The sequence below is a fragment of the Pleurocapsa minor HA4230-MV1 genome (assembly GCA_019359095.1).
GTDB classification, from domain to species: domain Bacteria; phylum Cyanobacteriota; class Cyanobacteriia; order Cyanobacteriales; family Xenococcaceae; genus Waterburya; species Waterburya minor.
Genome location: JAHHHZ010000028.1, coordinates 112884 through 136022 on the forward strand (window position 1 = coordinate 112884; position 23139 = coordinate 136022).

Annotated in this window: 23 protein-coding genes, 1 tRNA gene and 1 pseudogene; 19 read left to right on the forward strand and 6 right to left on the reverse strand. The window is 40.4% G+C overall.

The features are described from left to right. Positions 1-135: 135 nt before the first annotated feature. From KME09_20235 to KME09_20245, 3 genes are all read left to right on the forward strand, one after another. Positions 136-1278, forward strand: coding sequence for a citrate synthase (locus KME09_20235; protein MBW4536271.1), 1143 nt, complete (start codon positions 136-138; stop codon positions 1276-1278). Between the two features lie 82 nt (positions 1279-1360). Further along, the gene (locus tag KME09_20240; protein MBW4536272.1) at positions 1361-3109 is read left to right on the forward strand and encodes an ABC transporter ATP-binding protein/permease; all 1749 of its coding nucleotides are present in this window, start codon (positions 1361-1363) and stop codon (positions 3107-3109) included. A gap of 179 nt (positions 3110-3288) precedes the next feature. After that, the gene (locus KME09_20245) at positions 3289-4203 is read left to right on the forward strand and encodes a histone deacetylase (GenBank protein MBW4536273.1); all 915 of its coding nucleotides are present in this window, start codon (positions 3289-3291) and stop codon (positions 4201-4203) included. A gap of 20 nt (positions 4204-4223) precedes the next feature. On the opposite strand, the gene KME09_20250 is transcribed toward KME09_20245, so the two are convergent. Continuing rightward, positions 4224-4925, reverse strand: coding sequence for a hypothetical protein (locus tag KME09_20250; protein MBW4536274.1), 702 nt, complete (start codon positions 4923-4925; stop codon positions 4224-4226). 281 nt (positions 4926-5206) lie between these two features. Here KME09_20250 and msrA point away from each other — a divergent pair, with 281 nt between their 5' ends. Beyond that, positions 5207-5680 (forward strand): peptide-methionine (S)-S-oxide reductase MsrA, encoded by a 474-nt coding sequence (msrA, locus tag KME09_20255; GenBank protein MBW4536275.1) that lies wholly within the window; start codon positions 5207-5209, stop codon positions 5678-5680. Positions 5681-5899: 219 nt separating this feature from the next. Here msrA and pdhA read toward each other — a convergent pair whose 3' ends face one another. Further along, positions 5900-6931: a pyruvate dehydrogenase (acetyl-transferring) E1 component subunit alpha gene (gene pdhA, locus KME09_20260; GenBank protein ID MBW4536276.1), complete on the reverse strand. Its 1032-nt coding sequence runs from the start codon at positions 6929-6931 to the stop codon at positions 5900-5902. A gap of 272 nt (positions 6932-7203) precedes the next feature. Here pdhA and KME09_20265 point away from each other — a divergent pair. Next, positions 7204-7344 (forward strand): annotated as a pseudogene (locus tag KME09_20265) (IS1 family transposase). A 184-nt stretch (positions 7345-7528) separates the two neighbouring features. Here KME09_20265 and KME09_20270 read toward each other — a convergent pair. After that, entirely contained in the window at positions 7529-9889 is a 2361-nt protein-coding gene (locus tag KME09_20270; GenBank protein ID MBW4536277.1) for an ATP-dependent Clp protease ATP-binding subunit, read from the reverse strand. Positions 9890-10042: 153 nt separating this feature from the next. Here KME09_20270 and KME09_20275 point away from each other — a divergent pair, with 153 nt between their 5' ends. Both KME09_20275 and KME09_20280 read left to right on the forward strand, forming a co-directional pair. Further along, complete coding sequence (locus KME09_20275) at positions 10043-10645, forward strand: class II aldolase/adducin family protein (GenBank protein ID MBW4536278.1); 603 nt, start codon at positions 10043-10045, stop codon at positions 10643-10645. 121 nt (positions 10646-10766) lie between these two features. Continuing rightward, positions 10767-11429, forward strand: coding sequence for an SRPBCC family protein (locus tag KME09_20280; GenBank protein MBW4536279.1), 663 nt, complete (start codon positions 10767-10769; stop codon positions 11427-11429). An 81-nt stretch (positions 11430-11510) separates the two neighbouring features. On the opposite strand, the gene KME09_20285 is transcribed toward KME09_20280, so the two are convergent. Together KME09_20285 and KME09_20290 are read right to left on the reverse strand one after the other, a co-directional pair. Further along, entirely contained in the window at positions 11511-12305 is a 795-nt protein-coding gene (locus KME09_20285; protein MBW4536280.1) for an RNA methyltransferase, read from the reverse strand. A 65-nt stretch (positions 12306-12370) separates the two neighbouring features. Then, a tRNA-Leu gene (locus tag KME09_20290) sits at positions 12371-12455 on the reverse strand. 204 nt (positions 12456-12659) lie between these two features. Here KME09_20290 and murA point away from each other — a divergent pair. The 12 genes from murA to KME09_20350 all read left to right on the forward strand — a co-directional run bounded on the left by murA (position 12660) and on the right by KME09_20350 (position 21046). After that, positions 12660-13988 carry a UDP-N-acetylglucosamine 1-carboxyvinyltransferase gene (murA, locus tag KME09_20295; protein MBW4536281.1) on the forward strand — a complete coding sequence of 443 codons (1329 nt, stop codon included), beginning with the start codon at positions 12660-12662 and terminating at the stop codon, positions 13986-13988. Positions 13989-14151: 163 nt separating this feature from the next. Continuing rightward, positions 14152-14565, forward strand: coding sequence for a rubredoxin (locus KME09_20300; protein MBW4536282.1), 414 nt, complete (start codon positions 14152-14154; stop codon positions 14563-14565). 91 nt (positions 14566-14656) lie between these two features. Beyond that, entirely contained in the window at positions 14657-15664 is a 1008-nt protein-coding gene (locus KME09_20305; protein ID MBW4536283.1) for a photosynthesis system II assembly factor Ycf48, read from the forward strand. 86 nt (positions 15665-15750) lie between these two features. Beyond that, positions 15751-15996, forward strand: coding sequence for a cytochrome b559 subunit alpha (gene psbE / locus KME09_20310; protein ID MBW4536284.1), 246 nt, complete (start codon positions 15751-15753; stop codon positions 15994-15996). Between the two features lie 149 nt (positions 15997-16145). Then, positions 16146-16280, forward strand: a complete 135-nt coding sequence (gene psbF, locus KME09_20315) for a cytochrome b559 subunit beta (protein ID MBW4536285.1) — start codon at positions 16146-16148, stop codon at positions 16278-16280. Positions 16281-16295: 15 nt separating this feature from the next. Next, positions 16296-16415 (forward strand): photosystem II reaction center protein L, encoded by a 120-nt coding sequence (locus KME09_20320; protein MBW4536286.1) that lies wholly within the window; start codon positions 16296-16298, stop codon positions 16413-16415. Positions 16416-16468: 53 nt separating this feature from the next. Then, positions 16469-16588: a photosystem II reaction center protein J gene (locus KME09_20325; protein ID MBW4536287.1), complete on the forward strand. Its 120-nt coding sequence runs from the start codon at positions 16469-16471 to the stop codon at positions 16586-16588. 507 nt (positions 16589-17095) lie between these two features. Further along, positions 17096-17332, forward strand: a complete 237-nt coding sequence (locus KME09_20330; GenBank protein MBW4536288.1) for a hypothetical protein — start codon at positions 17096-17098, stop codon at positions 17330-17332. Between the two features lie 108 nt (positions 17333-17440). Then, positions 17441-17659, forward strand: a complete 219-nt coding sequence (locus tag KME09_20335) for a hypothetical protein (GenBank protein ID MBW4536289.1) — start codon at positions 17441-17443, stop codon at positions 17657-17659. 218 nt (positions 17660-17877) lie between these two features. Continuing rightward, complete coding sequence (gene ntrB / locus KME09_20340; GenBank protein MBW4536290.1) at positions 17878-18711, forward strand: nitrate ABC transporter permease; 834 nt, start codon at positions 17878-17880, stop codon at positions 18709-18711. 39 nt (positions 18712-18750) lie between these two features. Continuing rightward, positions 18751-20166, forward strand: a complete 1416-nt coding sequence (locus tag KME09_20345; protein MBW4536291.1) for an ABC transporter substrate-binding protein — start codon at positions 18751-18753, stop codon at positions 20164-20166. 52 nt (positions 20167-20218) lie between these two features. Then, entirely contained in the window at positions 20219-21046 is an 828-nt protein-coding gene (locus tag KME09_20350; protein MBW4536292.1) for an ABC transporter ATP-binding protein, read from the forward strand. A gap of 59 nt (positions 21047-21105) precedes the next feature. Here the strand turns inward: KME09_20350 and KME09_20355 are convergent, their stop codons facing one another. After that, entirely contained in the window at positions 21106-22989 is a 1884-nt protein-coding gene (locus tag KME09_20355) for a ferredoxin--nitrite reductase (GenBank protein MBW4536293.1), read from the reverse strand. Between the last annotated feature and the right edge of the window lie 150 nt (positions 22990-23139).

The following is a 23139-nucleotide window of genomic DNA, read 5'->3' on the forward strand; positions in this document are numbered from 1 at the left end:
AATGAAGTAAGAATGCTTATAATGGTTAGCCCAGAGCAATTTTCGGTAACTTTCACCACTTCATGGAGATTTGATTTAGGGTATTTTCAAAACATAAATCATAAATTATTATCTTAAAATTTTACAGGAAAATAAATGACGGCAACATTTTGCGAATATAAGCCAGGTCTAGAAGGCATACCTGTAACTAAATCTAGTATCAGTTATGTTGATGGTCAAAAAGGGATTTTAGAGTATCGCGGCATTACAATTGAAGAATTGGCCAAGCGCAGTAGTTTTTTGGAAACTGCATATCTATTGATTTGGGGAGAATTGCCTAGCGCCAAACAGCTTCAAGACTTTCAAACTCATATTCTGTTTCACCGTCGGGTTAAGTATCGTATTCGGGACATGATGAAGTGTTTTCCTGAAACTGGACATCCGATGGATGCTTTGCAAACTTCAGCAGCGGCATTAGGCTTGTTTTATGCTCGTCGTGCTTTAGACGATCCTGAATATATTAGAAAGGCAGTAGTACGTATTCTGGCAAAAATTCCCACAATGGTGGCAGCATTTCATCAAATGCGTCGGGGTAATGATGCAGTTCAGCCTAATGACGAGCTGGACTATGCAGCTAACTTTCTCTATATGTTGACGGAGCGAGTTCCTCATCCTTTAGAAGCGAGAATCTTTGATATTTGTCTGACACTTCATGCAGAACATACCATCAATGCCTCAACTTTTTCGGCTATGGTCACAGCCTCCACTCTAACCGATCCTTATGCAGTAGTGGCTTCAGCCGTGGGTACTTTGGCAGGGCCACTTCATGGTGGAGCTAATGAAGAAGTATTATTAATGTTGGAAAAGATTGGTTCAATCGAGAATGTTGAGCCTTATGTAAGCGATCTAATTGCTAACAAACAAAAAATCATGGGTTTTGGACATCGGGTTTATAAAGTAAAAGATCCCCGAGCTAAGATCCTGCAAGAGTTGGCGGTAGAACTATTTGACGAGACAGGACACGATCGCTATTACGATCTAGCTTTAGAATTAGAGCGGGTGATTGAATCGAAGTTGGGACATCGGGGAATCTATCCCAATATTGATTTTTATTCTGGCCTAGTCTACAGTAAATTAGGCATTCCTAGCGATTTATTTACGCCTATTTTTGCGATCGCTCGCGTGGCTGGCTGGCTAGCTCACTGGAAAGAACAGTTGGCAGTAAACCGCATCTTTCGTCCCACGCAGATTTATACGGGAGAACACAGTATTGCGTATGTGGCAATGGAAGAGCGCTAGTTGAATCGAGTGCAATACAACTTGACAATTTTCTGTCTAAGTAGGTATTTGTCAGCGGTAAAAAAATTGTTAAGATTTGTAGATGGCAAATTCTCGATTACGCAAATTAGGCAGTTACCTTCGTCCCCATTGGCGAATGGTTTTGTTAGGTACGATCGCGCTTTTAATTGTTAACTTGCTGGGAGTCTATATTCCCCTTTTGATCAAAGATAGTATCGATCAGTTAGAGGGGGAATTTAGTTTTAACCAGCTTTCACGTACGGCACTCTGGCTACTATTATTGTCAGCAATTATGTGGTGTTTTCGGATGTATTCCCGCACCTCTATTTTTGGCGTAGGCAGGCAGGTGGAATTCGTTCTCAAACAGCGAATTTTTCAACACCTGCTCACGATTGAGCCTGGATATTTCTCGAATAATACTTCAGGAGACTTAATCAATCGCGCTACTAGCGATGTCGATAATATTCGTCGTCTAGTCGGATTTGCTCTACTAAGCTTTATTAATATTATTTTTGCTTACGCCTTTACCTTACCCGTCATGCTCAAGATTAATGTACGGCTGACTATCTTGGCGATCGCTGTATATCCACTCATGTTGCTGACTGTACAGCTATTTAGTGGCAAATTACGGCGTTATCAAGAGGAGATTCAAGTCAAGCTGTCGGATCTTAGTGAGCTAATTCAAGAAGACATGAGCGGGATGGCGTTAATTCGGATTTATGCTCAAGAGAATCAAGAAAGAGCCGCCTTTAGTCAGAAAAATCAGCAATTGTTAGAGTCGAATCTCAAGTTAGCTCAAGTAAGAAATCTGCTATTTCCTGTAATTGAAGGTATTTCTTATATTAGTTTGTTAATTTTGTTGTGGGTGGGGACAAAAGCGATCGCATCTGGACAAATAACCGTTGGGGATTTTATTGCTCTAGTTTTATTTGTGGAACGACTAGTATTTCCCACTGCCTTACTTGGCTTTACCATCACCGCCTATCAACAGGGAGAAATCAGTATTGATCGGGTGGAGTCAGTTACTCAAGCCAAACCTAAAATTAAGAATACTGCTCAGGCGATTATTTTACCTGCTACAGAGATAAAGGGTGCAATTACGGCGCGCAACTTAACCTATACTTATCCTGGCTCGAATACTCCTGCGCTTTACAATCTAAACTTTGAGATCCAGCCTGGGGAGACAGTTGCCATTGTTGGCTCAATTGGTTCAGGAAAATCTACTTTAGCCAATGCTATTCCTCGGCTATTAAATATAGCAGAAGGCGAATTATTTTTAGACAATTGCGACATTACTAAATTAGATTTGGCGAGTTTAAGAAAAGCGATCGCTTATGTTCCTCAAGACAGCTTTTTGTTTAGCACGACGATTCAAAACAATATTCGCTACGGTGAACCATTGGCAGAAACAGGAGAGGTGGTTCAATCAGCTAAACAAGCCCAAATTCACCCAGAAATTCTCACATTTCCCCAAGAATACGATACTTTAGTCGGTGAGCGAGGCATTACCCTTTCTGGTGGACAAAGACAACGAACAGCTCTGGCGAGAGCTTTGTTAGCCGATGCTAAAGTTTTAATCCTGGATGATGCTCTTTCCAGCGTCGATAACGAAACAGCAACCAAAATTCTGGAAAGCCTATCGCCGACGACAGCCAAGAAAACCGTCATCTTTATTTCCCATCAACTATCTGCTGCTGCTACTTGCGATCGCATTTTAGTGATGGATCAAGGCAAAATTGTCCAAAATGGTACTCACGCAACCTTATTGCAATCAAAAGGACTTTATCACTCCCTGTGGCAGCAACATCAATTAAAAGAAGTGCTGAACTAAAAATTTTATCCCTTATTTACTGACGTTACGCAGAGTGAAGAATTTAGAGAGATAGGGAGATGGGGAGAGTTATTGAGGATTGATTCCCCCAAGTCCCCAAGTCCCCAAGTCCCCAAGTCCCTAAAAAGATGCGTAACATCAGTTATTTATTTTCTTGTATTCTCTTTAAGTGCTGGTTCATGGGTAAATACGGTTTTGCCATTGTTTATCATCCCGATTATGTTGCGCCACTGCCTGATGCTCATCGCTTTCCCATGCCCAAATTTAAAATTCTACGGGATTTATTAATTAAAGATGGAGTAATTCAGCCTGAGCAGATTTTTGCGCCAGAATTGCCCGATTTAGCGTTAATTCAGCTAGTTCACACTCCAGAATACATTCAAGCATATTGCAATGGAACATTAGAACCTAAAGCTCAACGTCGAATTGGTTTACCCTGGAGTAAAGCCTTGGCTCATCGAACTCAAATTGCGATCGGCGGGACAATCCTAGCTGCCAAACTAGCGTTAGAATATGGCTGTGCTTGTAACACTGCTGGAGGGACACATCACGCCTTTCCTAGCTATGGATCGGGGTTTTGTATCTTCAATGATTTAGCGATCGCCTCTCGTGTTTTACAGCATCAAGGCTTAGTTAAACAGATTTTGATTATCGACTGTGACGTACACCAGGGAGACGGAACAGCCTATATTTTTCAAGACGACAGTAGCGTGTTTACTTTTTCAATGCACTGTGAGGCAAATTTTCCTGGTAAAAAACAACGCAGCGATCTTGATGTTCCTTTACCCATTGGTTTAGATGACGATGGTTACCTCCAGATTTTAGCCAGTCATTTAGCAGATTTATTGAGTGCAGTAAAACCAGATTTAGTTTTGTTTGATGCGGGGGTAGATACTCATGTTAGCGATCGCTTGGGTAAATTATCTCTCAGTGACTGGGGCATTTATCGACGAGAAAGAATGGTTTTAAGCACCTGTAAAGCAGGAGGCTATCCTGTGGCTAGCGTGATTGGTGGAGGTTATGGTAAAGATATATCTGCATTGGTTTATCGTCACTCTTTGTTACATCGTGCAGCTCAAGAGGTCTATCAATAAGTAGTTAAACTGCTAAAATTTTAAAACAGTTGTTTGATTGTTTGATAACACGCTCTAATGTAATAAGTTAGCAAACTAATAATACCTAATAACTTAAATCCTTCTTCTAAAATAAAATCACCTTTCATCCCCTCAAATAAAATATCAATAACGATAGAAATAGCAAAAAAAAGTAACGCCAATATCAGTCCTAAAAGATCAGTTTGATAAATTAATTTTCTAAAATAAAAAATGTATAAAGTAAATAGCGAGCCATAAATTACGAATAAAATTGTTTCTAATAAATGTTGTAGTGGTCTGTTGGTTTGAACAATATTGGCCTCTGCTCCAAATAACAAAGTCGAAAAATTTTCGTGTAGCTGAAATATATCGTCAATCAACAACCAAAGCATAATGTATGCTGAAGCCAAGAAAAAAAGTTGCCATTTCGGATTAGTTTTTTTACTAATTCTTAAAAGATAGGCGCTGAAAAAGCAAATACTCACAGCACCACACCACAAAAGTACACCAATAATAGATACTAATCCAGTATAGGGTGCTAAGTTGCCTACTTCAGCAGGATCTGCAACTAATTCGTAGATCGAAATCTTGGTATTTTCAGTTAAAAGCCAGATTAAAAAAATAAACAAACATGCTGGTATATATATTTTTGCCAGGCTTATTATCTGTTGTGAAGATAAGTTTACGCTTGATGTTATAAACTTATTTAATTGGTTTTTCAATTTGTATAAAGAGCAATAAATAAACTTATTTTAACCTTTAGTTGGCACATAAATTTACTAATCCTTAACCAAATATTAACATAAATTCATCAATTAATTATTACCAGGACTTGCACATTAACAAAATGATAAAATAATGCCTTAAGAAATAAGAATATTGAAGTGAATTTCAGTTACCCATTACCCATTACTTCGATAAATTAATGTGTTTACTTAATTGAAAACTGTTGTAAGTCATCAGACAAACTCGATCTTAGGAAAAATAACTGCTATTTAGATCTATGAATAGACAAACAGCCACTTTTGGGGCAGGATGTTTTTGGAAAACGGAACATAAATTTATGAACGTCCCAGGAGTAAGCAAAACTTCAGTGGGATATATGGGAGGAGACTTTGCTAATCCTTCTTACCTGGATGTCGTAGCTAGAATCACTGGTCATGCAGAAGTAGCACAAATTGAATATGATGCCGATATGGTTAGTTACGAAGAGTTGTTACAGATCTTTTGGCAAATGCACGATCCAACTAGCCTCAATCGTCAGGGTACAGATAGAGGTGAACAATATCGCTCAGTAATTTTTTATCATACTGTTGCGCAAGAAAAAATTGCTCGTAAGTCAAAGCTAGAGCTACAGCAGTCGCGGATTTTTGACCAAGATATTGTTACGGAGATTAAGCCAGCTAAAGAATACTATCTTGCTACTGAAGATCATCAACAATATTTACTCAAGAAAAATCAAACCTTAGCCAATTAGAATGACCATTTGACCATAATACAAAAATATTAAAAAGTATCCAACCTCGATCTAGCCGATAAATTGGGCAAAATCTACCGTTTTAATCGAGGTTAAACCACAGTTATAGCCGTATAAAATTAGCGATAGACAATTTAGGGTGATCGACTCGTAGGTAGTAGGTAGTAGTCAAAAAACGTCCTAACATTGTCTCGTATTGCTATACTCGTCCTGGGTTCATTAATCTTCAGCAAATATATAACGACGTAAATCGGCAGGGTTAGGCTCAGGACTGCTTTCAGCGAATTTAACTGCCTCGTCTATGGTAGCCAACACCTTGCTGTCAATCTCTTTTAGTTCTGCTGCTGTGGCTAAATTTTGCTCAATTAGATAAGCAGCAAATTTTTTAATCGGATCCCGTTGACCCCAAAATTCCTTTTCTTGAGGATCTCTAAGTTCATCAGGATCCGCTAGAGAATGCCCTCGAAAGCGATAGGTCAAGGCTTCAATTAAGGTTGGCCCTTCTCCTGCACGAGCGCGTGCCACAGCCTCTTTAGCGAGGGTATTAACCGCTAAAACATCCATGCCGTCAACCTCATATCCTGCCATGTTAAATACACTGGCTTTTTTGTAGATTTCGGGTTGTGAAGTTGCGCGATCGTGAGCCATGCCGATCGCCCATTTATTGTTTTCGACGACATAAATAATCGGCAATTTCCATAGCGCTGCCATATTTAAGCACTCAAAAAATTGACCATTGTTACTAGCCCCATCACCAAAGAAACAGACTGCCACAGCATCAGAACTTTCGTCTCCCATGACTTCGCGACGATATTTACTTTGGAAGGCAGCACCCGTAGCGACAGGAATTCCTTCGGCGACAAAAGCATAACCACCCAGCAGACCATGCTCTGCCGAAAACATGTGCATTGAACCACCACGACCTTTACTACAGCCTGTTTCTTTACCGAATAATTCTGCCATGACCTCTTTTGCAGGCACTCCCGCACTCAAAGCATGAACGTGATCGCGGTAAGTACTAGAAACATAGTCGCCCTTGGTTCTCAAAGCCTTAATTATGCCCGAAGATACCGCTTCTTGACCGTTATAAAGGTGGACAAAACCAAACATTTTGCCTCGATAGTACATTTCAGCACACTTATCCTCGAATAAGCGTCCCAAAACCATATCTTCATACAGAATGAATCCTTCTTCTTTAGTTATCTTGACAGAACTAGCATCAAATTTAGGTAAGGTTCTTTCAGCACACATAAAACAGTTTCAAAATAAAGGCGCAGATATCTATTGAATCACAAAATTCCAGTGGGCGAAAGTATAAACCAAGACTGACGCAGTGAAATGAAAAATAAGGGTTCGAGGGAACAGGGAATAGGAACGCTTAATACTCTTACCTTTAATGTCTGGCGTTGCTGAATTAAGGTATGATTTTATAACAGATGCGATCGCTAATTTAAAATAAGATCCCATAAAAATGAACTGTACTGAGTGTCCTACAGGATATGCCTAGCGGTATGCTTTAGGATAAAACTTACATGACGAGAGTTGAAGGAGAAAATACCAGACTCAGACACTATCTAGCGCGATTACATTGAAAAACTCTGTGTTACTCGAAGTCTCTCAAGATGTTTGAATACTCGATTAGATTATTAGTTAATTATCTTAAATTATGGGATGTTCCTGTACCTTGTAGGCAGAAATATCGTTATTCAAAGCGAGCGCATTTTTCCTTAAATCATACCTCAATCCAGCAACGCCATTGTCAGCAAATAATCAGCCTCACATCCAAAAAAAAGGTGAGCTAATTGCCCACCTTAAACTGAAATTTAGCTTATATTTGCTCGATCTTGGTTAACGAGTTGCTTCTACTAATACCTGTTCTTGTACAGATGTCACGGTAGTATTACCATTCTCATCAATATCAACCAGAGCATGATCGCCATCGTTGACTCTACCAGAAAGAATTGCTTCAGCTAGACTGTCTTCGAGAAAACGCATAATTGCTCGGCGAAGAGGTCTAGCACCATAACTAGGATCGTAGCCTTCTTCAATTACTTTGTCTTCAAAAGCAGTGGTGACGCCTAAAGTAATTTCGCGTTGTTCTGCTAATCTGACTGAGATCTCTTTGAGTAAAATACTCGCAATCTGTCTAACTTCAGGCTTAGTTAACTGACGGAAAACAATAATCTCGTCCAGACGGTTAATAAATTCAGGACGGAAATAGTTTTTCAATTCCTGATTAACTAATTCTTTGATGCGGTTATATTGTGCTTCATCTTTATTACCAGAGAAATCAAAGCCTAAACCACTACCGCCTTTTTCAATGACCTTTGACCCAATATTAGAGGTCATGATAATTACGGTGTTTTTAAAGCTAACAGTGCGTCCTTGAGCATCGGTCAAACGACCATCATCAAGTAGCTGAAGCATCAAGTTGAAGACATCGGGATGAGCTTTCTCAATCTCATCAAACAGCACGATAGTATAGGCTTGACGACGTACCGCTTCGGTTAGCTGTCCACCTTCGTCATAACCCACAAATCCTGGAGGAGAACCAATCAGCTTCGATACCGTGTGGGATTCCATGTACTCCGACATATCGATACGCACGATCGCTTCTTGCGAACCAAACATCTGCGTGGCTAAAGCTTTAGCTAATTCGGTTTTTCCCACCCCTGTAGGGCCAGAAAAGAACAAACTGGCAATTGGACGATCGCGATCGCCTAATCCAGAACGAGAACGGCGTAAGGCGCGGGAAACGGCTTTAACTGCTTCATCTTGACCAATAACTCGCTCATGGAGATCGTCTTCCAAATACATCAGCGCTTCTGACTCAGTTTCCGTCATTTTAGTTACAGGAACTCCAGTCCAAGCAGCCACGATTTTAGCGATCGCTTCTTCATCAACTACGGGAGTTAAGGCTTCTGGATTAATACTCGCTACATCCGTCTGATTTTCTTCTTTACTCTGCAAACAGTGATTTAAATGAGTACGGGAACCAGCTTCGTCGATTAGGTCAATTGCCTTATCAGGTAAAAAGCGATCGGTAATATATCTCTCAGAGGAGATCACCGCAGTTCTAATTGCTTCGTCGGTATATTTAACTTTGTGGAAGTCTTCGTAGGTTTTGCGTAATCCCTGAAGAATCTCAATGGCATCTTCAACGGAAGGTTCACCCACCATTACTTTTTGGAAACGGCGTTCTAAGGCAGCATCCCGCTCAATATACTGGCGGTACTCATCTAGAGTAGTACTACCAAGACACTGAATTTCGCCTCTAGCTAGAGATGGTTTGAGCATATTAGCAGCATCCATTGCTCCCCCCATTGCCCCAGCACCAACAATAGTATGAATCTCATCAATTACCAGAATAATATTGCCTGCCTGACGGACTTCCTCCACAATTGACTTGAGACGTTCTTCAAACTCGCCTCTAAATTTAGTTCCTGCCAGCAGCGAACCCATATCTAAGCTAATTACTTCCTTGTCAGCCAAAAGAGAAGAAACATCACCCTCAACAATCCGTTGAGCTAATCCTTCAGCGATCGCAGTTTTACCAACTCCAGGTTCACCGACTAAAATCGGGTTGTTTTTGGTTCGTCTACCTAAAATTTGGACGGCTCGTTCAATTTCGGGAAATCTACCGACTACAGGGTCAAGCTTACCTTCTCTGGCTAGATCGGTGAGGTTAATACTAAACTCTTTGAGCTTGGTTTGCTTTTCTCTGCCACCACCGAAACTAAACGGATTATCTTTATTACCCACGGTAACTACCTCCGCTTCTCCTAATTTCTTAATTAAGTCTGTCCGTAGCTGTCTGAGGTTAACATTTTGTTTGGTCAACAACTTGACTGCCATATTGTCAGTCTGTTTAATCATCGCCAACAAAATATGTTCTGGGCTAATAAAATTACTCTTTAATTGACGTGCTTCATTGAAAGCCTGTTCTAAAATTCTTTTCGCTTTTGGGGTAAACGGAATGTTAGAAGGAATAAACCCAGAACCTTTACCAACTATTTCAATGGCTAAATTTCTAGTTTGCTCTAAGTTAATATCCAGATTAGCTAGTAATTCTGCTGCTGCTGATGTTCCCTCCCCAATCACCCCCAATAAAATATGTTCTGTCCCTACCAGATTGTGTCCTGTGTTGCGGGCTTCCTCTTGAGCAAGAACAACATTCTTTATAGCTTTTTCATTGAAGTATTCAAACATGGTTTAAACAACTCCCCTTGTTTATTTATTTAATATTTCTTTATCTTCTTTACCTAATTTATCGTTTTTGACTGTCAAGATGTAGTGGTAAAAGCCGTAATCTTGATTTTTGGGAGTTCAAATTGGCAAAATCTATACTTAGGATTAGTTCTGATGATTGACGAAGGCTATATCAAATATCAATGTCATTGGGAGAAGGTTGACGCGATCGCCGAACCCGACATTGTAGAATTAAATTATTGGCACAGTCAGCTTTATCAATTAGGTTTAATCGGTGAATATAATAATGGCATTGGCTTTGGCAATCTCAGTATTCGCTTGCCTCATAGCGCACAACTAATCATCTCAGGTACACAGACAGGCGGAATTGCCAATTTAACGGCACAGCACTATACCAAAGTAATCGACTACGACTGGCAACAAAATTATGTTACCTGCCAAGGATTAATTCAAGCTTCTTCGGAAACTTTGACTCATGCTGCGATCTACCACGCACTACCTGAAATCAATGCTGTAGTTCATGTTCACCATCAACCGCTGTGGGAGCAATTACTAGATCGCATTTCCACTACTAATCCTGATTGTGCTTATGGAACACCAGAGATGGCACAGGAGATCATCAGATTATGTCAACAACCTCTAACTCAAGAGCAGAAAATTATTGCCATGAGTGGACATGAATCAGGAATATTGACTTTTGGAGCTAATTTAAATCAAGCTGGTGAAACTTTATTGAAGTACTTCACCACTATTTAAGTTGAGCAACTAAATTTGATCGATTAATGTGTCCAGTCAATATTTTGAGTACTTTGTCATTTTATTGATGCTGACATACGACATCGGATAACCAATTGAAACCACGGAATAATACAAATTGATTAATCAATCTCGGCAGAAAAATCGTTGGCTAATTTTATCGCTCATAGCTGTTATCAGTTGCTGGTTGAGCATTGGTTTTAGTCCTGTGGCTACAGCCAAACTATTTGATGGCCCAATAGATCGACTTCCTCTGGAACAAAGAGTTTCTCTTAAAAAAGGCGAATTAGTCTTTCTGGGTGAAGCAGGTAATTATACCTCTCGTTTATTAATCTCGACTACCGTGGATAATGCTTGGCAGGTGTTAACTGACTATGAACATTTTGCCGAATTTATGCCAGGAGTTGTCAGTAGTCAGTTACTTGAAAGTAAGGGCGATCGCAAAATTTTTGAACAAATCAATAAAATTAAAACCCTTGTCTTTAGCATCGAATCAAGAGTTAAAGTTGCCACCATTGAATCATATCCTAAGCAAATTGCCTTTGAGGCGGTTGATGGCGATTTAAAGACGATGAATGGGACATGGGTTTTAGAACCCGTCTCGCCTTATCCTAGCGCCCCACCAGACCAAGTTTTAATCACTCACAAGGTCATGGTTGAACCTGAAGGAGCTCCTAGTGATAGTATTTTCTTCAATATCTACGAAGATCGCCTCCAAGAAACTCTTAAAGCAATTAAACAGGAAGCAGAACGAAGAGGGGGTAATTTGATTACTGATTACTGAGATTACTGAGATTACTGAGATCAAGTCCGTGTGATGACTTGAAATAAAGTCTCCCTAATCCCCTACATCCCTAATTCCCTATTACTCAAAGTTACTGATCACTACTAACTGTCTCTGTGCTTCATACAAGAGCAAAGCAGAGGCAATGGCAACATTTAAAGATTCCACCTGATTTGCCAAGGGAATTTTTATTTGCACATCTGCTAAATCGATCAGCTCTGAGGATAATCCTGCCCCTTCATTGCCTAATAAGATCAGACTGGGGCGAGTAAAGTCAGCGTCCCAATAAGTTTTAGCTGCTTTAGAGGTAGTGGCAATAATCTGTACCCCCTGCTGCTGCTGCTGCTCAACCAACTGAGGTAAATCTTGGTTTGTCACTACAGGTAGCCCAAACCATTGACCTACACTGGCTCGCAGAACTTTGGGGCTATAAAAATCGACGCTATCAGGACTCAACCATAAACCGTCAACTCCTGCTGCTGCTGCGGTGCGGATGATTGTCCCCAAGTTGCCAGGATCTTGTAATCTTTCTAGGGCAAGACCTACAGTTCTTAAAGTCGGTACTGGTTCGGCATTTGGGCGAGGAGCGATCGCCACTACCCCATCAGGATTAACCGTAGTAGCGATCGCCTTAAGTACTTCTGGACTGACAAATTCGGCTCTAACCTCTCGTTCGGCAATTATTCGGCATAATGGCTGATGATTTTGCTGCCATCGCTCTGTGTAAAAAATAATATCTAGCTTATAATCGGCTTGGCAAGCAGCTTCAATTAAATTAGTACCTTCAATCAGCAGTAAATTTTGCTTTTGTCGTTCCTGGGAACGATGTAGCTTGCGAACCTGCTTGACTAAAGGATTTTGAATGCTAGTTAAAATCTTATTTTCCTTGCCTACTATTGACGAACAGTATGGTTCAAAGTAATACTTTGGTTGCCAGGCTATGCGGAACTCGGGACTTGAACCCGAATGTTTTAAACAAACACTAGAATCTGAATCTAGCGCGTCTACCAATTCCGCCAGTTCCGCATTATAAATTGAATCCACAAGCTCTTATTATGATTGACTTTTATATTCAATGTCAAACTTAAAATTCGCCTTCAATTAATTTTTTTAGTCTAAAACTGTTCAATTGAATTTTTGAAGTCTATCTTAGTATTGCTTAAAAGCCCAAATAAATATATTTGATCTCAAGAGGATAAAGCCATTAACTCTATCTCTAGCCCAACCAAAATAATCTCCAAAGACCCTCAAGCTGTATTAGAAATCTGGGGACGTTCTTCTCTCTCAGGAAATGTCCAAATTAGTGGGGCCAAAAATTCTGCTCTGGTATTGATGGCAGGTTCTATACTCTGTCCTGGTAAATGTACTTTACGCAACGTGCCAGACTTAGTTGATATCAAACGCATGAGGCAAATACTTGAGGCTTTGGGCGTTAAGCTAAATCGTCAAGATGATGTGATTGAAATCGATGCTACTAAAATTAACCCGACTGAAGCTCCTTATGATGTTGTATCACAGCTTCGAGCTAGCTTCTTTGTCATTGGCCCCTTATTAACTAGGCTAGGTACGGCTCGCGTTCCTCTCCCTGGAGGATGTGCTATTGGCGCTAGACCCGTCGATCTCCATGTACGGGGACTACAGGCGATGGGAGCGAATGTTTCCATTGAAGATGGTGTGGTTCATGCTAATTTCGTGGGTAATAAACAGCGTTTACAGGGAAAAAATATCTACCTTGATTATCCCAGTGTTGGCGCAACAGAAACTATCCTCATGGCTGCTACTCTCGCGGAGGGCAAAACCAAGATTCAGAATGCTGCACAAGAGCCAGAAATTGTCGATTTGGCTAACTTCTGTAATCAAATGGGAGCAAAAATCACTGGTGCAGGGACTAAGACGATTACGATTCAAGGGGTTAAAGAACTTAGCTCGATAGACTACAACGTGATTCCAGATCGCATTGAAGCAGGGACATTTCTGGTGGCAGGGGCAATCACTAAGTCGGAAATTACTTTAAATTCTGTCATTCCCGAACATCTTGCTCCTGTAATCGCCAAACTCAATGAGATTGGCTGCCAGATCATTATTGAAGAAGAAACAGGTAGAACTTTTGGCGGAAATATTCAATCTAAGCGCCTGCGGATTATTCCTGGGGAACTTCACGGGACTGATATTGAAACTCTCCCTTATCCTGGCTTCCCTACTGATATGCAGGCGCAGTTCACCGCTTTATTGAGCATCAGTAAAGGTAATAGCGTGGTCAGCGAAACTGTGTTTGAAAACCGACTCCAACACGTATCTGAATTACAGCGCATGGGAACTAACATTCGGGTTAAAGGTCATCACGCTATTGTTCAGGGTGTTGCAACGATTTCTGGCGCACCAGTCATGGCAACTGATTTAAGAGCTTCTGCTGCTCTAGTACTAGCTGGCTTGGCTGCGGAAGGCAAAACTACCGTTCACGGTTTACACCACCTCGATCGCGGTTATGAGAATTTAGAAAATAAGCTCCGTGGTTTAGGTGCAAAGCTAGAAAGAATTATTCCTGAGAGCGTGCAGTAATTATTTAATAAATATTTATCTTAGTCTTTAAAAGCGATCGCTGTGGGTAATCGCTTTTAACACCATGAAACTACTCAGCCTCTAATCTTGTCTCTTCACCCCCGTCTTTTTGTGCGATAATTCATAAAAGAAAAATATTTTAATATTTGCTTAACATAAAGCAATGAATGAGCCAGCTAAAGAAGAACAAAAAGACGAACAATTAGTACCAGAAGAGACACCCCTCCCAGAAAAGACTCCAGCCAAAGAGAAAACTTTGGCGGAACAAGCTCCCTCGAGTTATGAATGTCGCTCTTGTGGTTATGTTTACGTACCATCGAAGGGAGACAGTCAGGGAAAAGTTCCTGCGGGAACTCTCTTTACCGAGCTATCTCCAGACTGGCGTTGTCCTGTCTGTGGTGTTCGTAAAACTCAGTTTGTCAATATTGGCGCACAAGGCGCACCATCAGGCTTTGCTGAAAACTTGGATTATGGTTTAGGAATCAATCGTCTAACTCCTTCCCAGAAAAACATTCTGATTTTTGGTGCGCTAGGGATAGGCTTTCTGTTTTTCCTTAGTCTGTACGGTTTGCACTAGTAGTAACAATTTAGTCATGAATAATCAAGCTAGCTGTTGATCGATAGTCAGACATTGCTTTTATTTGCCTCAACCAGTCACAAAAACGTTTATGAGTTCATTGATTAAAAAATTAAAGCAAATAGCTGTTATATTTGCTGTCTGTATATTTTGTATTAGCTGTAGTCGAGTTCCTTCCACCATTACTAATCCCTGGAAAACTCTGACTCTTCCTTCTGAAGCGATTTTTTCGGATATTGCTTTTACCAGTAATTCGGATCGTGGCTGGTTAGTCGGAACACAAGCATCCTTGTTTGAAACTACTGATGGCGGAGAAACCTGGACACAGCAATCTTTAGATTTAGGTGATGAAAAAGTTACGTTAGAAGCAATTAGTTTTGATGGTGATGAGGGGTGGATTGCAGGTCAACCATCTATTTTGCTGCATACTGAAGATGGTGGCGATAGTTGGGCGCGTATTCCTTTAAGTTCTAAACTTCCTGGTTCGCCTTTAGACATTGTTGCTTTGGGCAAGTCTACCGCAGAAATGGTGACGAATCTTGGTGCAATTTATAAAACTGAAGACGGCGGTAAAAATTGGAAAGCTCTAGTCGAAGGATCGGTTGGGGTAGCAAGAAGTATTCATCGTTCTGATGATGGTAGATATGTAGCTGTTTCTGCCAAAGGAAATTTCTTTTCTACTTGGGAGCCAGGCGCAACCGAATGGACACCCCACCAACGTACTTCATCTCGCCGTTTACAAAACATGGGCTTTAACCAAGACGGTAGTTTGTGGTTATTGGCTCGTGGTGGACAGGTGCAGTTTAGCGATACAGACAATTATGATGAATGGGGAGAACCTATTTATCCCGAGTTTTCTTCAAGCTGGGGCTTTTTAGATGTGGCTTATCGTACCCCTGAAGAGATCTGGTTGGCAGGAGGAAGTGCTAATCTATTAGTTAGCCCCGATGGTGGTAAAAGTTGGTCTAAAGACCGTGATGTGGAAGATGCTCCATCTAACTTTTATAAAGTAGTATTTCTTTCCCCCGAAAAAGGTTTTGTTTTGGGTGAACGAGGAACACTATTAAAATATGTCCCCGAAGCTGGTGCTGCTGCTTAATTACTAATCTTAGTTGTTGGCAGTTACCCTTGTTTCGTATTATGTATACAGAGCTTTAAAACATTTAATTTAAGGAGAGACAAAACATGGCAGGCGATACTGGTGAACGTCCATTTTCTGATATTATTACGAGTGTTCGCTACTGGGTAATCCATAGCGTTACTATTCCCATGCTATTTGTAGCTGGGTGGTTATTTGTCAGTACTGGGCTAGCTTACGATGCATTCGGCACTCCTCGTCCTGACGAGTATTTTACTCAAGAACGAATCGAGATTCCTGTAATTAGCGATCGCTTTGATGCTAAACAGCAAATCAAAGAATTTAATCAGTAAACAGCGCGAAGTTAAGGCGCGTTTTGAGAAAGAGTATTCTTACTCAAAAGCCGCCGTACGTTGCGGGGTTCTCCCCGTTGTCCTAAAGGATACACCTTCGGATAAGTAAACTTCGTAAGAAGCAATTGACACAATCAGAGGTAATCAAAATGACAGGTAATAGTCCTAATCAACCCATTTCGTACCCCATCTTCACCGTTAGATGGTTAGCAATTCACACTTTAGCAGTACCCACTGTCTTCTTTTTGGGTGCGATCGCTTCGATGCAATTTATCCAAAGATAGGAGCTAAGATTAATCATGGAAAAAAATCAAAATAGTAATAGACAGCCAGTAGAGCTAAATCGTACTTCTCTTTATTTAGGATTACTTTTAATTGCTGTACTAGGTATTTTATTTTCTAGTTACTTCTTTAACTAAAAAAACTCTGTTTTCGTCAATTTAAACTTTAAATAGCAAGAGGATTAAGAAAAATGTTTGCAGAAGGAAGAATTCCCTTATGGATTGTTGCTACGGTAGCTGGCATGGGTGCAATTACCGTTGTCGGTATCTTCTTCTACGGCTCTTATGCTGGTGTTGGCTCAGGAATGTAAGCCTTAATCCTAAGTCAAGATAGAATGAAATGAAAAAACCGCCTGGTCTTAATACACTGGGCGGTTTTATTGTTCAACCTGAAATTGAAGACAAAAAAAAGCAACAGGAATTTTTGAAAGTCTTATCTTACTCAAAGAACTTGTCAAATTGGTTTGAATAGTTTATGATGTGGAATAATTAAATATCAGAGTTCAGTCAGCCTAGTCTGGAAGTAATGCTGGATCAAACCAGCAAAACAAAGGAGCGGGGGAACCGTTTTTGGGGCTTATTACTACGGTTTATGTAGTGAAGGACATCTCTCAGTCCTAGCCCGTCAGCTAACCTCGTCGGCATTGAGAGGAGATTGAAGAGAAAGAATTTTAGCAAAAATTGCTCTCATCAGTATCCTTGGTTACTAACTGCTCTCTACATTCAGTTACTGAGGTTGCTACGTGGGAACTTAACTTTTTTAATTTTCCTGATGGCGATCGCAGTAGCATCACTAGTCACAAAGGAGATGTACCTTCATGTTTAATCTTAATCAAGTTGTTCAACACAAAAAAATGGGAAAAGTTGGCAAGGTAATCGGTTATGGATATCAAACATTTGAAAATGTTGATTTTTTAACGATTAAGGTTCGACTTTTAAAAAATTTTTCACCCAAGCCAGTTGTGGAGGATATGAGCAAAGAGTGGTTTTCCAGGCAGCAGGATTCCGAAAAGTTTTGGCAGCAACAATCTTCACCAGCTCGTCTTGCAGCTTAAATCAAAGTTAATGTTTTCGATTATGGTCTCTAACTAAAACCGATGCAGGTTTTTAATTAGAAATTAATTAGATAGCAACCATTAATTAATAATAGAGAAAATAAGCCTATGTCTATGCTTAAAATCGGGGATATCGTTAAACATCAAAAAACAGGTAACATTGGCAAAATAATAGATTACGGGTATCAAAAAATTAGTGACAGTTATTATTTAACAACTCTTAGAGTTGAACTTTTTACCTATAGTTCGATGACATCAACAGTTGAAGATTTGTTTGAACAATGGCAAGTTTGGCAAGGAGATCGTCATACTCGATTTTCTTTTTAACAATGCTTTAATACTCCTTCAATAATCTAGATAAATTCCCTAATTAATAGATGATTGGACGAAATTATTACCCTAGAAGGATGTCAATAGAACAATCTTAAGTTGATACTTTAAAACAGCCAGTAAATTTATCGCTGACTGCTTTTTTTTAGCCAAAGTTAGCCAAAGTTTTAGCAATCTTAATTCCAACAAAACAAATATCAATCAAGGATTATTGTATGAATTTATCTACATTTGCCGTAGCTGGGCAAGTTGCCTGGAAAAAGGCAAAACCAATAATTATTAGAGACACATTTTTGTTACCATTAGCAGGTTTTGCTGGGTTAATTGCAGTTTGGTGGACGATCGCTCTATTTCGCCCTGAACTAATGCCCACTCCACCACAGGCACTAATGGAAAATTTAGACTATATTTTTCATCCCTTTTATCGTCGAGGGCCTGGGGATTTAGGTTTGGGTTGGTTGCTGATAGCTAGTTTACGGCGGGTAGTCATTGGGTTTCTAATTGGGGCTGCGGTAGCTATCCCCGTCGGATTTTTGATTGGAATGTCTAGACCTGCGATGCTGGCGATCAATCCTTTAATTCAAGTTCTTAAGCCTGTTTCTCCCTTGGCTTGGTTACCTATTGCTCTAGCTATTTTTAATGTTGCCGATCCTTCAGCTATTTTCGTTATTTTTATTACTTCTCTTTGGTCAACTATTATCAATACAGCTTTGGGAGTATCTAGCGTCCCCAAAGACTATCAAGACGTGGCGCAAATGCTGGAAATGCCAGCCTGGAAAAGAATTGTCAAAATTATTTTGCCTGCCAGTTTACCCTATATTTTTACTGGGTTGCGGATTAGTTTAGGGATTGCCTGGTTGGTAATTGTGGCGGTAGAAATGTTGACAGGCGGAATTGGAATTGGCTTCTTTGTTTGGGATGAATGGAGTCGTCTTAATCTTAGTTCTGTATTTTTGGCTGTATTTGTGATTGGTATCACTGGTTTAATCCTTGACTATATTTTGGGATTGATCCAAACCTGGGTAACTCATCGTCCTGCTCGTTCCTAATTAACAAATTAGTTAAGAAATAACCTGGAGTATTAGTAAATGAATAGGAAAATAAAACGCCGAACCTTCTTGCAAGGTTTAGGGACGAGTGCGTCGGCGATCGCTTTATCAAGTTGTGCGATAAGTGGTAGTAAAGCACCTAAAATTCTAACAGAAGAAGCCTTAGCAGTAGAACCAATTGTTAAACCAGAAAGTTTAGAAAAGCCCAATCTAACTATCGGTTATGTACCTGTTAATGATTCTGCTCCCTTTGCCGTAGCGTGGGAGAAAGGTTTTTTTCGCAAGTATGGTTTAAATGTCACTTTAAGTCGCGAAGCCAGTTGGGCAAACTCTCGCGATGGGGTCATCTTTGGTCGTTTAGATGCTTCTCCCGTAGTTTCTGGGGCAGTTATGAACGCCAGAGCTGGGGCAGAAGGTGCGCGTCACGCTCCTTTGTGTGCTGCCATGACTATTCACCGTCATGGTAATGCCATGACCATGAGTAGAGAGCTTTGGGATGCTGGTATTCGTCCTTGGAAAGACTATAACGGAAATTTAGAACAGTTCGGCAAGGATTTTGATGGTTATTTCCGTAATGCTCCGCCAGAAAAGCGTTCTTTAGCAGTAGTTTTAAGTTCGGCCATTTATGAATACTTTGTTCGTTATCTAATCTCTGCTACTGGATTAAATCCTGATGAAGCATTTCGCATTATGATTACTCCCCCACCTCAGATGGTGACTAATATGCGGATTGGGGCAATGCAGGCTTACATGGTGGCAGAACCTTGGAATACCAGAGCAATTTCTGGTGATAAAGAGCTTGGCTATGAAAGTATTGGCTTTACTTTTGCCCAAGGAAGAGAAATTTGGCGTGGACATCCCGATCGCGTTTTGGCGGTAATGGAATCTTTTATTAACGAGAATCCTAAAACATATCGCTCTTTAGTTAAAGCAATGATTGAAGCTTGTCAATATTGTAGCAAACCAGAAAATCGCGCCGAAGTAGCTCAAATTGTCTCGGAAAAATCCTTTACGGGAGCCAAGCCAAATATAACTAGTGCAGGAATTGTGGGAGATTACAACTATGGCGGTTTTGACGATCAAAAACGAATTGTTGATGATATAGCCACTACTATTTTCTACGATTTACCTGCCGAAGTTTCCGATGTTCCTAACGATCATTCCACTTTTTTGTGGCAATCACAAAATCTGTGGTTAATGACTCAAGCTACACGTTGGCAACAAATTAAGGAGTTTCCTAAAAATGCCGACAAAATCGCGCGGACAGCTTGGCGTACTGACTTATACCGCGAAATCGCTGATGAAATGGGTATTAAGTGTCCGACAGAAGATTTTAAGGTTGAGTCCGCCGAGGCATTTATTGACAATAGAGCTTTTGACCCGAGCGATCCAGTCGCTTATCTCGACAGTTTTAAAATTCGGGCAAATGCACCCCGCTCATTTTTTATGTCTTAGGTCTTGTTTAGCACCAATATTCCGAGTACTTTAGTTTTTACAGGAGTTACCAATGTTCAGTTCTACTATCACTAATAAAAGCAATACTATGGTCGATCGCAGTCAAGATGATTTTTTGGTCATCGAAAATTTGGTTAAAGCCTTTCCTAAACCTGATGGTGGAAAAACGGTAGTTATCGACGGTATTGATTTAACTATTGGGGCAGAGGAGTATATTTCGGTAATTGGTCACTCGGGTTGCGGAAAATCAACCATGCTCAGAATTATCGCTGGTTTAGATAAAGCAACTGCAGGGACAATTACCCTAGAAGGTAAAGAAATTCGTAAACCAGGCGCAGAAAGAATGATGGTTTTTCAAAATTATGCTCTTTTGCCTTGGCTGACAGTTAGGGAAAATATTAAATTAGCGGTAGATGAAGTATATAAAAAAGCTACTCGTGCCGAAAAAATAGATTCGATCAACGAGCATTTAGAAATGGTCAATTTAATCGAAGCCGCAGATAAATACCCCGATGAAATTTCTGGAGGGATGAAACAAAGGGTAGGAATTGCTCGGGCTTTGATTACTCGTCCCAAAATGCTACTGATGGACGAACCTTTTGGCGCATTGGATGCTTTAACTAAAAGAAAGCTCCAAGCACAGGTGTTAGATATCTGGGAAAATCATCGCCAAGCAGTAATGATGATTACCCATGATGTAGACGAGGCAATTTATATGTCCGATCGCATTATTTTGATGACTAATGGCCCTGAAGCTAAGATTGGCGAGATTCTTAAAGTACCTTTTCCCCACCCTCGCGATCGCAAGGCAATTCTTAAGTCACAAGAGTATTATGATTTACGTAATCGAGCTTTAGAGTTTCTGGAACAATATCAATAGAGTCATGTTCCAATTTAAACTTTGTCGGGGGAGCGAACAGTAGTTCCCCTTACAAAGCGTTAAGCATCTACCACAATTGAGCTAACGGGTTTAGCGCAACAGGTTAAAATTTCTCCTGGTTCTAAACCATTTAAGGCATCGTAATCTGAATCATAGGTTACTTCCCCCTTCAATACTTTGGCGGTACAAGTGCCACAAGTGCCAGCGCGACAGCTGCTCTCAATTTCAATTGCTGCTTTTTCGGCTGCATCGAGAACGTATTCACTTTCAATACAGCTAGATTCTTTCCAAGAATTAGCAAAAAATACTTTGGTGCCAATGGGGCTTGTTGGTTCTGAAGCGATCTTTTGAGGAACTTCGACCACAGGTTGAGGCGCTTCAATTACGACACCATCTTTTAACTTAGCGTTAAACTTTTCCATCAACAATGTTCTTAAAGTAGCTTTGAGATCATCTATCGCCACACCTTGATTGACAATGGTTCCTAATTCAGCCCCTTGACCAACTTTTCCTCCAGCATAAATTTTTGCTCCTTCTATTGCCTTGCCATCTTGACGGACTTTTGTTCCCATTAAACCAATATCACCAGCTTGTGGTTGTCCACAGGAGTTAGGGCATCCTGTCCAATGCAAACGAACACGCTGGGGAATATCTAATTCGCGATCGAGTTCTTGAGCTAGCTGTAAGGCTCTTTGTTTTGTTTCAATCAAGGCAAAATTACAGTAGCGCGCACCTGTACAAGATATGACTGAGCGAGTCAGGGTACTGGGATTAATTGAGAACTCTTTTAATAGTGGTTCACTAAGAAATGTTTCGACATTCTCATCTGCAACATGGGGAATAATTGCATTTTGTTCTACCGTCAACCGAATTTCACCGTTGCCATACACTTCTGCTAATCTAGCCAGTTCAAACATCGGTTCGGCTGATAAACGCCCCATGGGAACATGTATACCAATATAGTTATACCCAGCTTGTTTTTGGGGATGTACTCCCAAATGGTCTTTCTTATCTTGAGTGATTTCATCTTTTGGAGCAGCATCAGCCAAAGTTTCACCCAACTCTTGTTCTAATAACTGACGGAATTTCTCGACCCCCCAAGTTTCAATTAACCACATCAAACGAGCTTTGGGGCGACTCGCTCTTAATCCTGCTGCACCACCAAATTTATTGTAGACAGTGAGAACAGCGCGAGAAAAGTCTACTACAGTTTCATCATCAGCAGGAACCCAGACCCCTAAAGGAATTGATTCGGCGCAGCGTTGAGCCGATAAATAGCCGCCTACCAAGACATTAAAACCAAGCACTCCATCTCGATAAGCGGGAATAAAGGCAAGATCGTTTAATTCTGCATGAATTGAATTATCTCTCGCCCCTTCGATCGCAATATTAAATTTGCGCGGTAAATTACTAAAGGAATAGTTACCTTCACCATTGTTAGTAATCATGTCCTGAACTTTTTGATTCATTTCTCTAGTATCAATCAATTCATCAGGATCGATGCCTGCTACAGGAGAACCAGTTAAATTGCGCACATTGTCCATTCCCGACTGAATACTGGTTAAGCCTACCTGTTTGAATTTAGTGAAAATTTCAGGAATATCTTCGAGGTGAATGCCTCGCAGTTGAATGTTTTGACGAGTAGTAATATCTGCTGTCCCCTGATCGCCATAACGTTCGATCGCATTAGCTAAGACACGCATCTGTTCACTATTGACTACACCATTGGCAAGTCGCATTCTCAGCATAAATTTCCCTGGAGTCACTGGCCGATAGAAAATTCCCAACCACTTAAGACGAGTTTCTAAATCGGTTTTATCTACCGCTTCCCAGCCTATTTGAGCAAAATGTTCTAACTCACGCTTAACGTCTAAACCATCCTTCTCGGCTTTGACTTTTTCTACTTTGTTAAGTTTTATTTTGGGATCGGCTTCAGTAGTCATAAATCTAAATTTTTGCTAGTAGAGAGTTTTGAATAAACTAAAAAACAGTTATCCTATAGTGTTCTGCTGATTTACTGTTGATCCTAAGATTATGAAGATTCCTTGAGATGAATTGTATATTATGCGACAAAATATTTATGCCTATGTTAA

Excerpts from the sequence above, each read along its gene's own strand:
- KME09_20235 (MBW4536271.1), top strand. The coding sequence starts at position 136 with ATGACGGCAACATTTTGCGAATATAAGCCAGGTCTAGAAGGCATACCT.
- KME09_20240 (MBW4536272.1), top strand. The coding sequence starts at position 1,361 with ATGGCAAATTCTCGATTACGCAAATTAGGCAGTTACCTTCGTCCCCAT.
- KME09_20245 (MBW4536273.1), top strand. The coding sequence starts at position 3,289 with ATGGGTAAATACGGTTTTGCCATTGTTTATCATCCCGATTATGTTGCG.
- msrA (MBW4536275.1), top strand. The coding sequence starts at position 5,207 with ATGAATAGACAAACAGCCACTTTTGGGGCAGGATGTTTTTGGAAAACG.
- pdhA (MBW4536276.1), bottom strand. The coding sequence starts at position 6,931 with ATGTGTGCTGAAAGAACCTTACCTAAATTTGATGCTAGTTCTGTCAAG.
- KME09_20270 (MBW4536277.1), bottom strand. The coding sequence starts at position 9,889 with ATGTTTGAATACTTCAATGAAAAAGCTATAAAGAATGTTGTTCTTGCT.
- KME09_20275 (MBW4536278.1), top strand. The coding sequence starts at position 10,043 with ATGATTGACGAAGGCTATATCAAATATCAATGTCATTGGGAGAAGGTT.
- KME09_20300 (MBW4536282.1), top strand. The coding sequence starts at position 14,152 with ATGAATGAGCCAGCTAAAGAAGAACAAAAAGACGAACAATTAGTACCA.
- KME09_20305 (MBW4536283.1), top strand. The coding sequence starts at position 14,657 with ATGAGTTCATTGATTAAAAAATTAAAGCAAATAGCTGTTATATTTGCT.
- psbE (MBW4536284.1), top strand. The coding sequence starts at position 15,751 with ATGGCAGGCGATACTGGTGAACGTCCATTTTCTGATATTATTACGAGT.
- psbF (MBW4536285.1), top strand. The coding sequence starts at position 16,146 with ATGACAGGTAATAGTCCTAATCAACCCATTTCGTACCCCATCTTCACC.
- KME09_20320 (MBW4536286.1), top strand. The coding sequence starts at position 16,296 with ATGGAAAAAAATCAAAATAGTAATAGACAGCCAGTAGAGCTAAATCGT.
- KME09_20325 (MBW4536287.1), top strand. The coding sequence starts at position 16,469 with ATGTTTGCAGAAGGAAGAATTCCCTTATGGATTGTTGCTACGGTAGCT.
- KME09_20330 (MBW4536288.1), top strand. The coding sequence starts at position 17,096 with ATGTTTAATCTTAATCAAGTTGTTCAACACAAAAAAATGGGAAAAGTT.
- KME09_20335 (MBW4536289.1), top strand. The coding sequence starts at position 17,441 with ATGTCTATGCTTAAAATCGGGGATATCGTTAAACATCAAAAAACAGGT.
- ntrB (MBW4536290.1), top strand. The coding sequence starts at position 17,878 with ATGAATTTATCTACATTTGCCGTAGCTGGGCAAGTTGCCTGGAAAAAG.
- KME09_20345 (MBW4536291.1), top strand. The coding sequence starts at position 18,751 with ATGAATAGGAAAATAAAACGCCGAACCTTCTTGCAAGGTTTAGGGACG.
- KME09_20350 (MBW4536292.1), top strand. The coding sequence starts at position 20,219 with ATGTTCAGTTCTACTATCACTAATAAAAGCAATACTATGGTCGATCGC.
- KME09_20355 (MBW4536293.1), bottom strand. The coding sequence starts at position 22,989 with ATGACTACTGAAGCCGATCCCAAAATAAAACTTAACAAAGTAGAAAAA.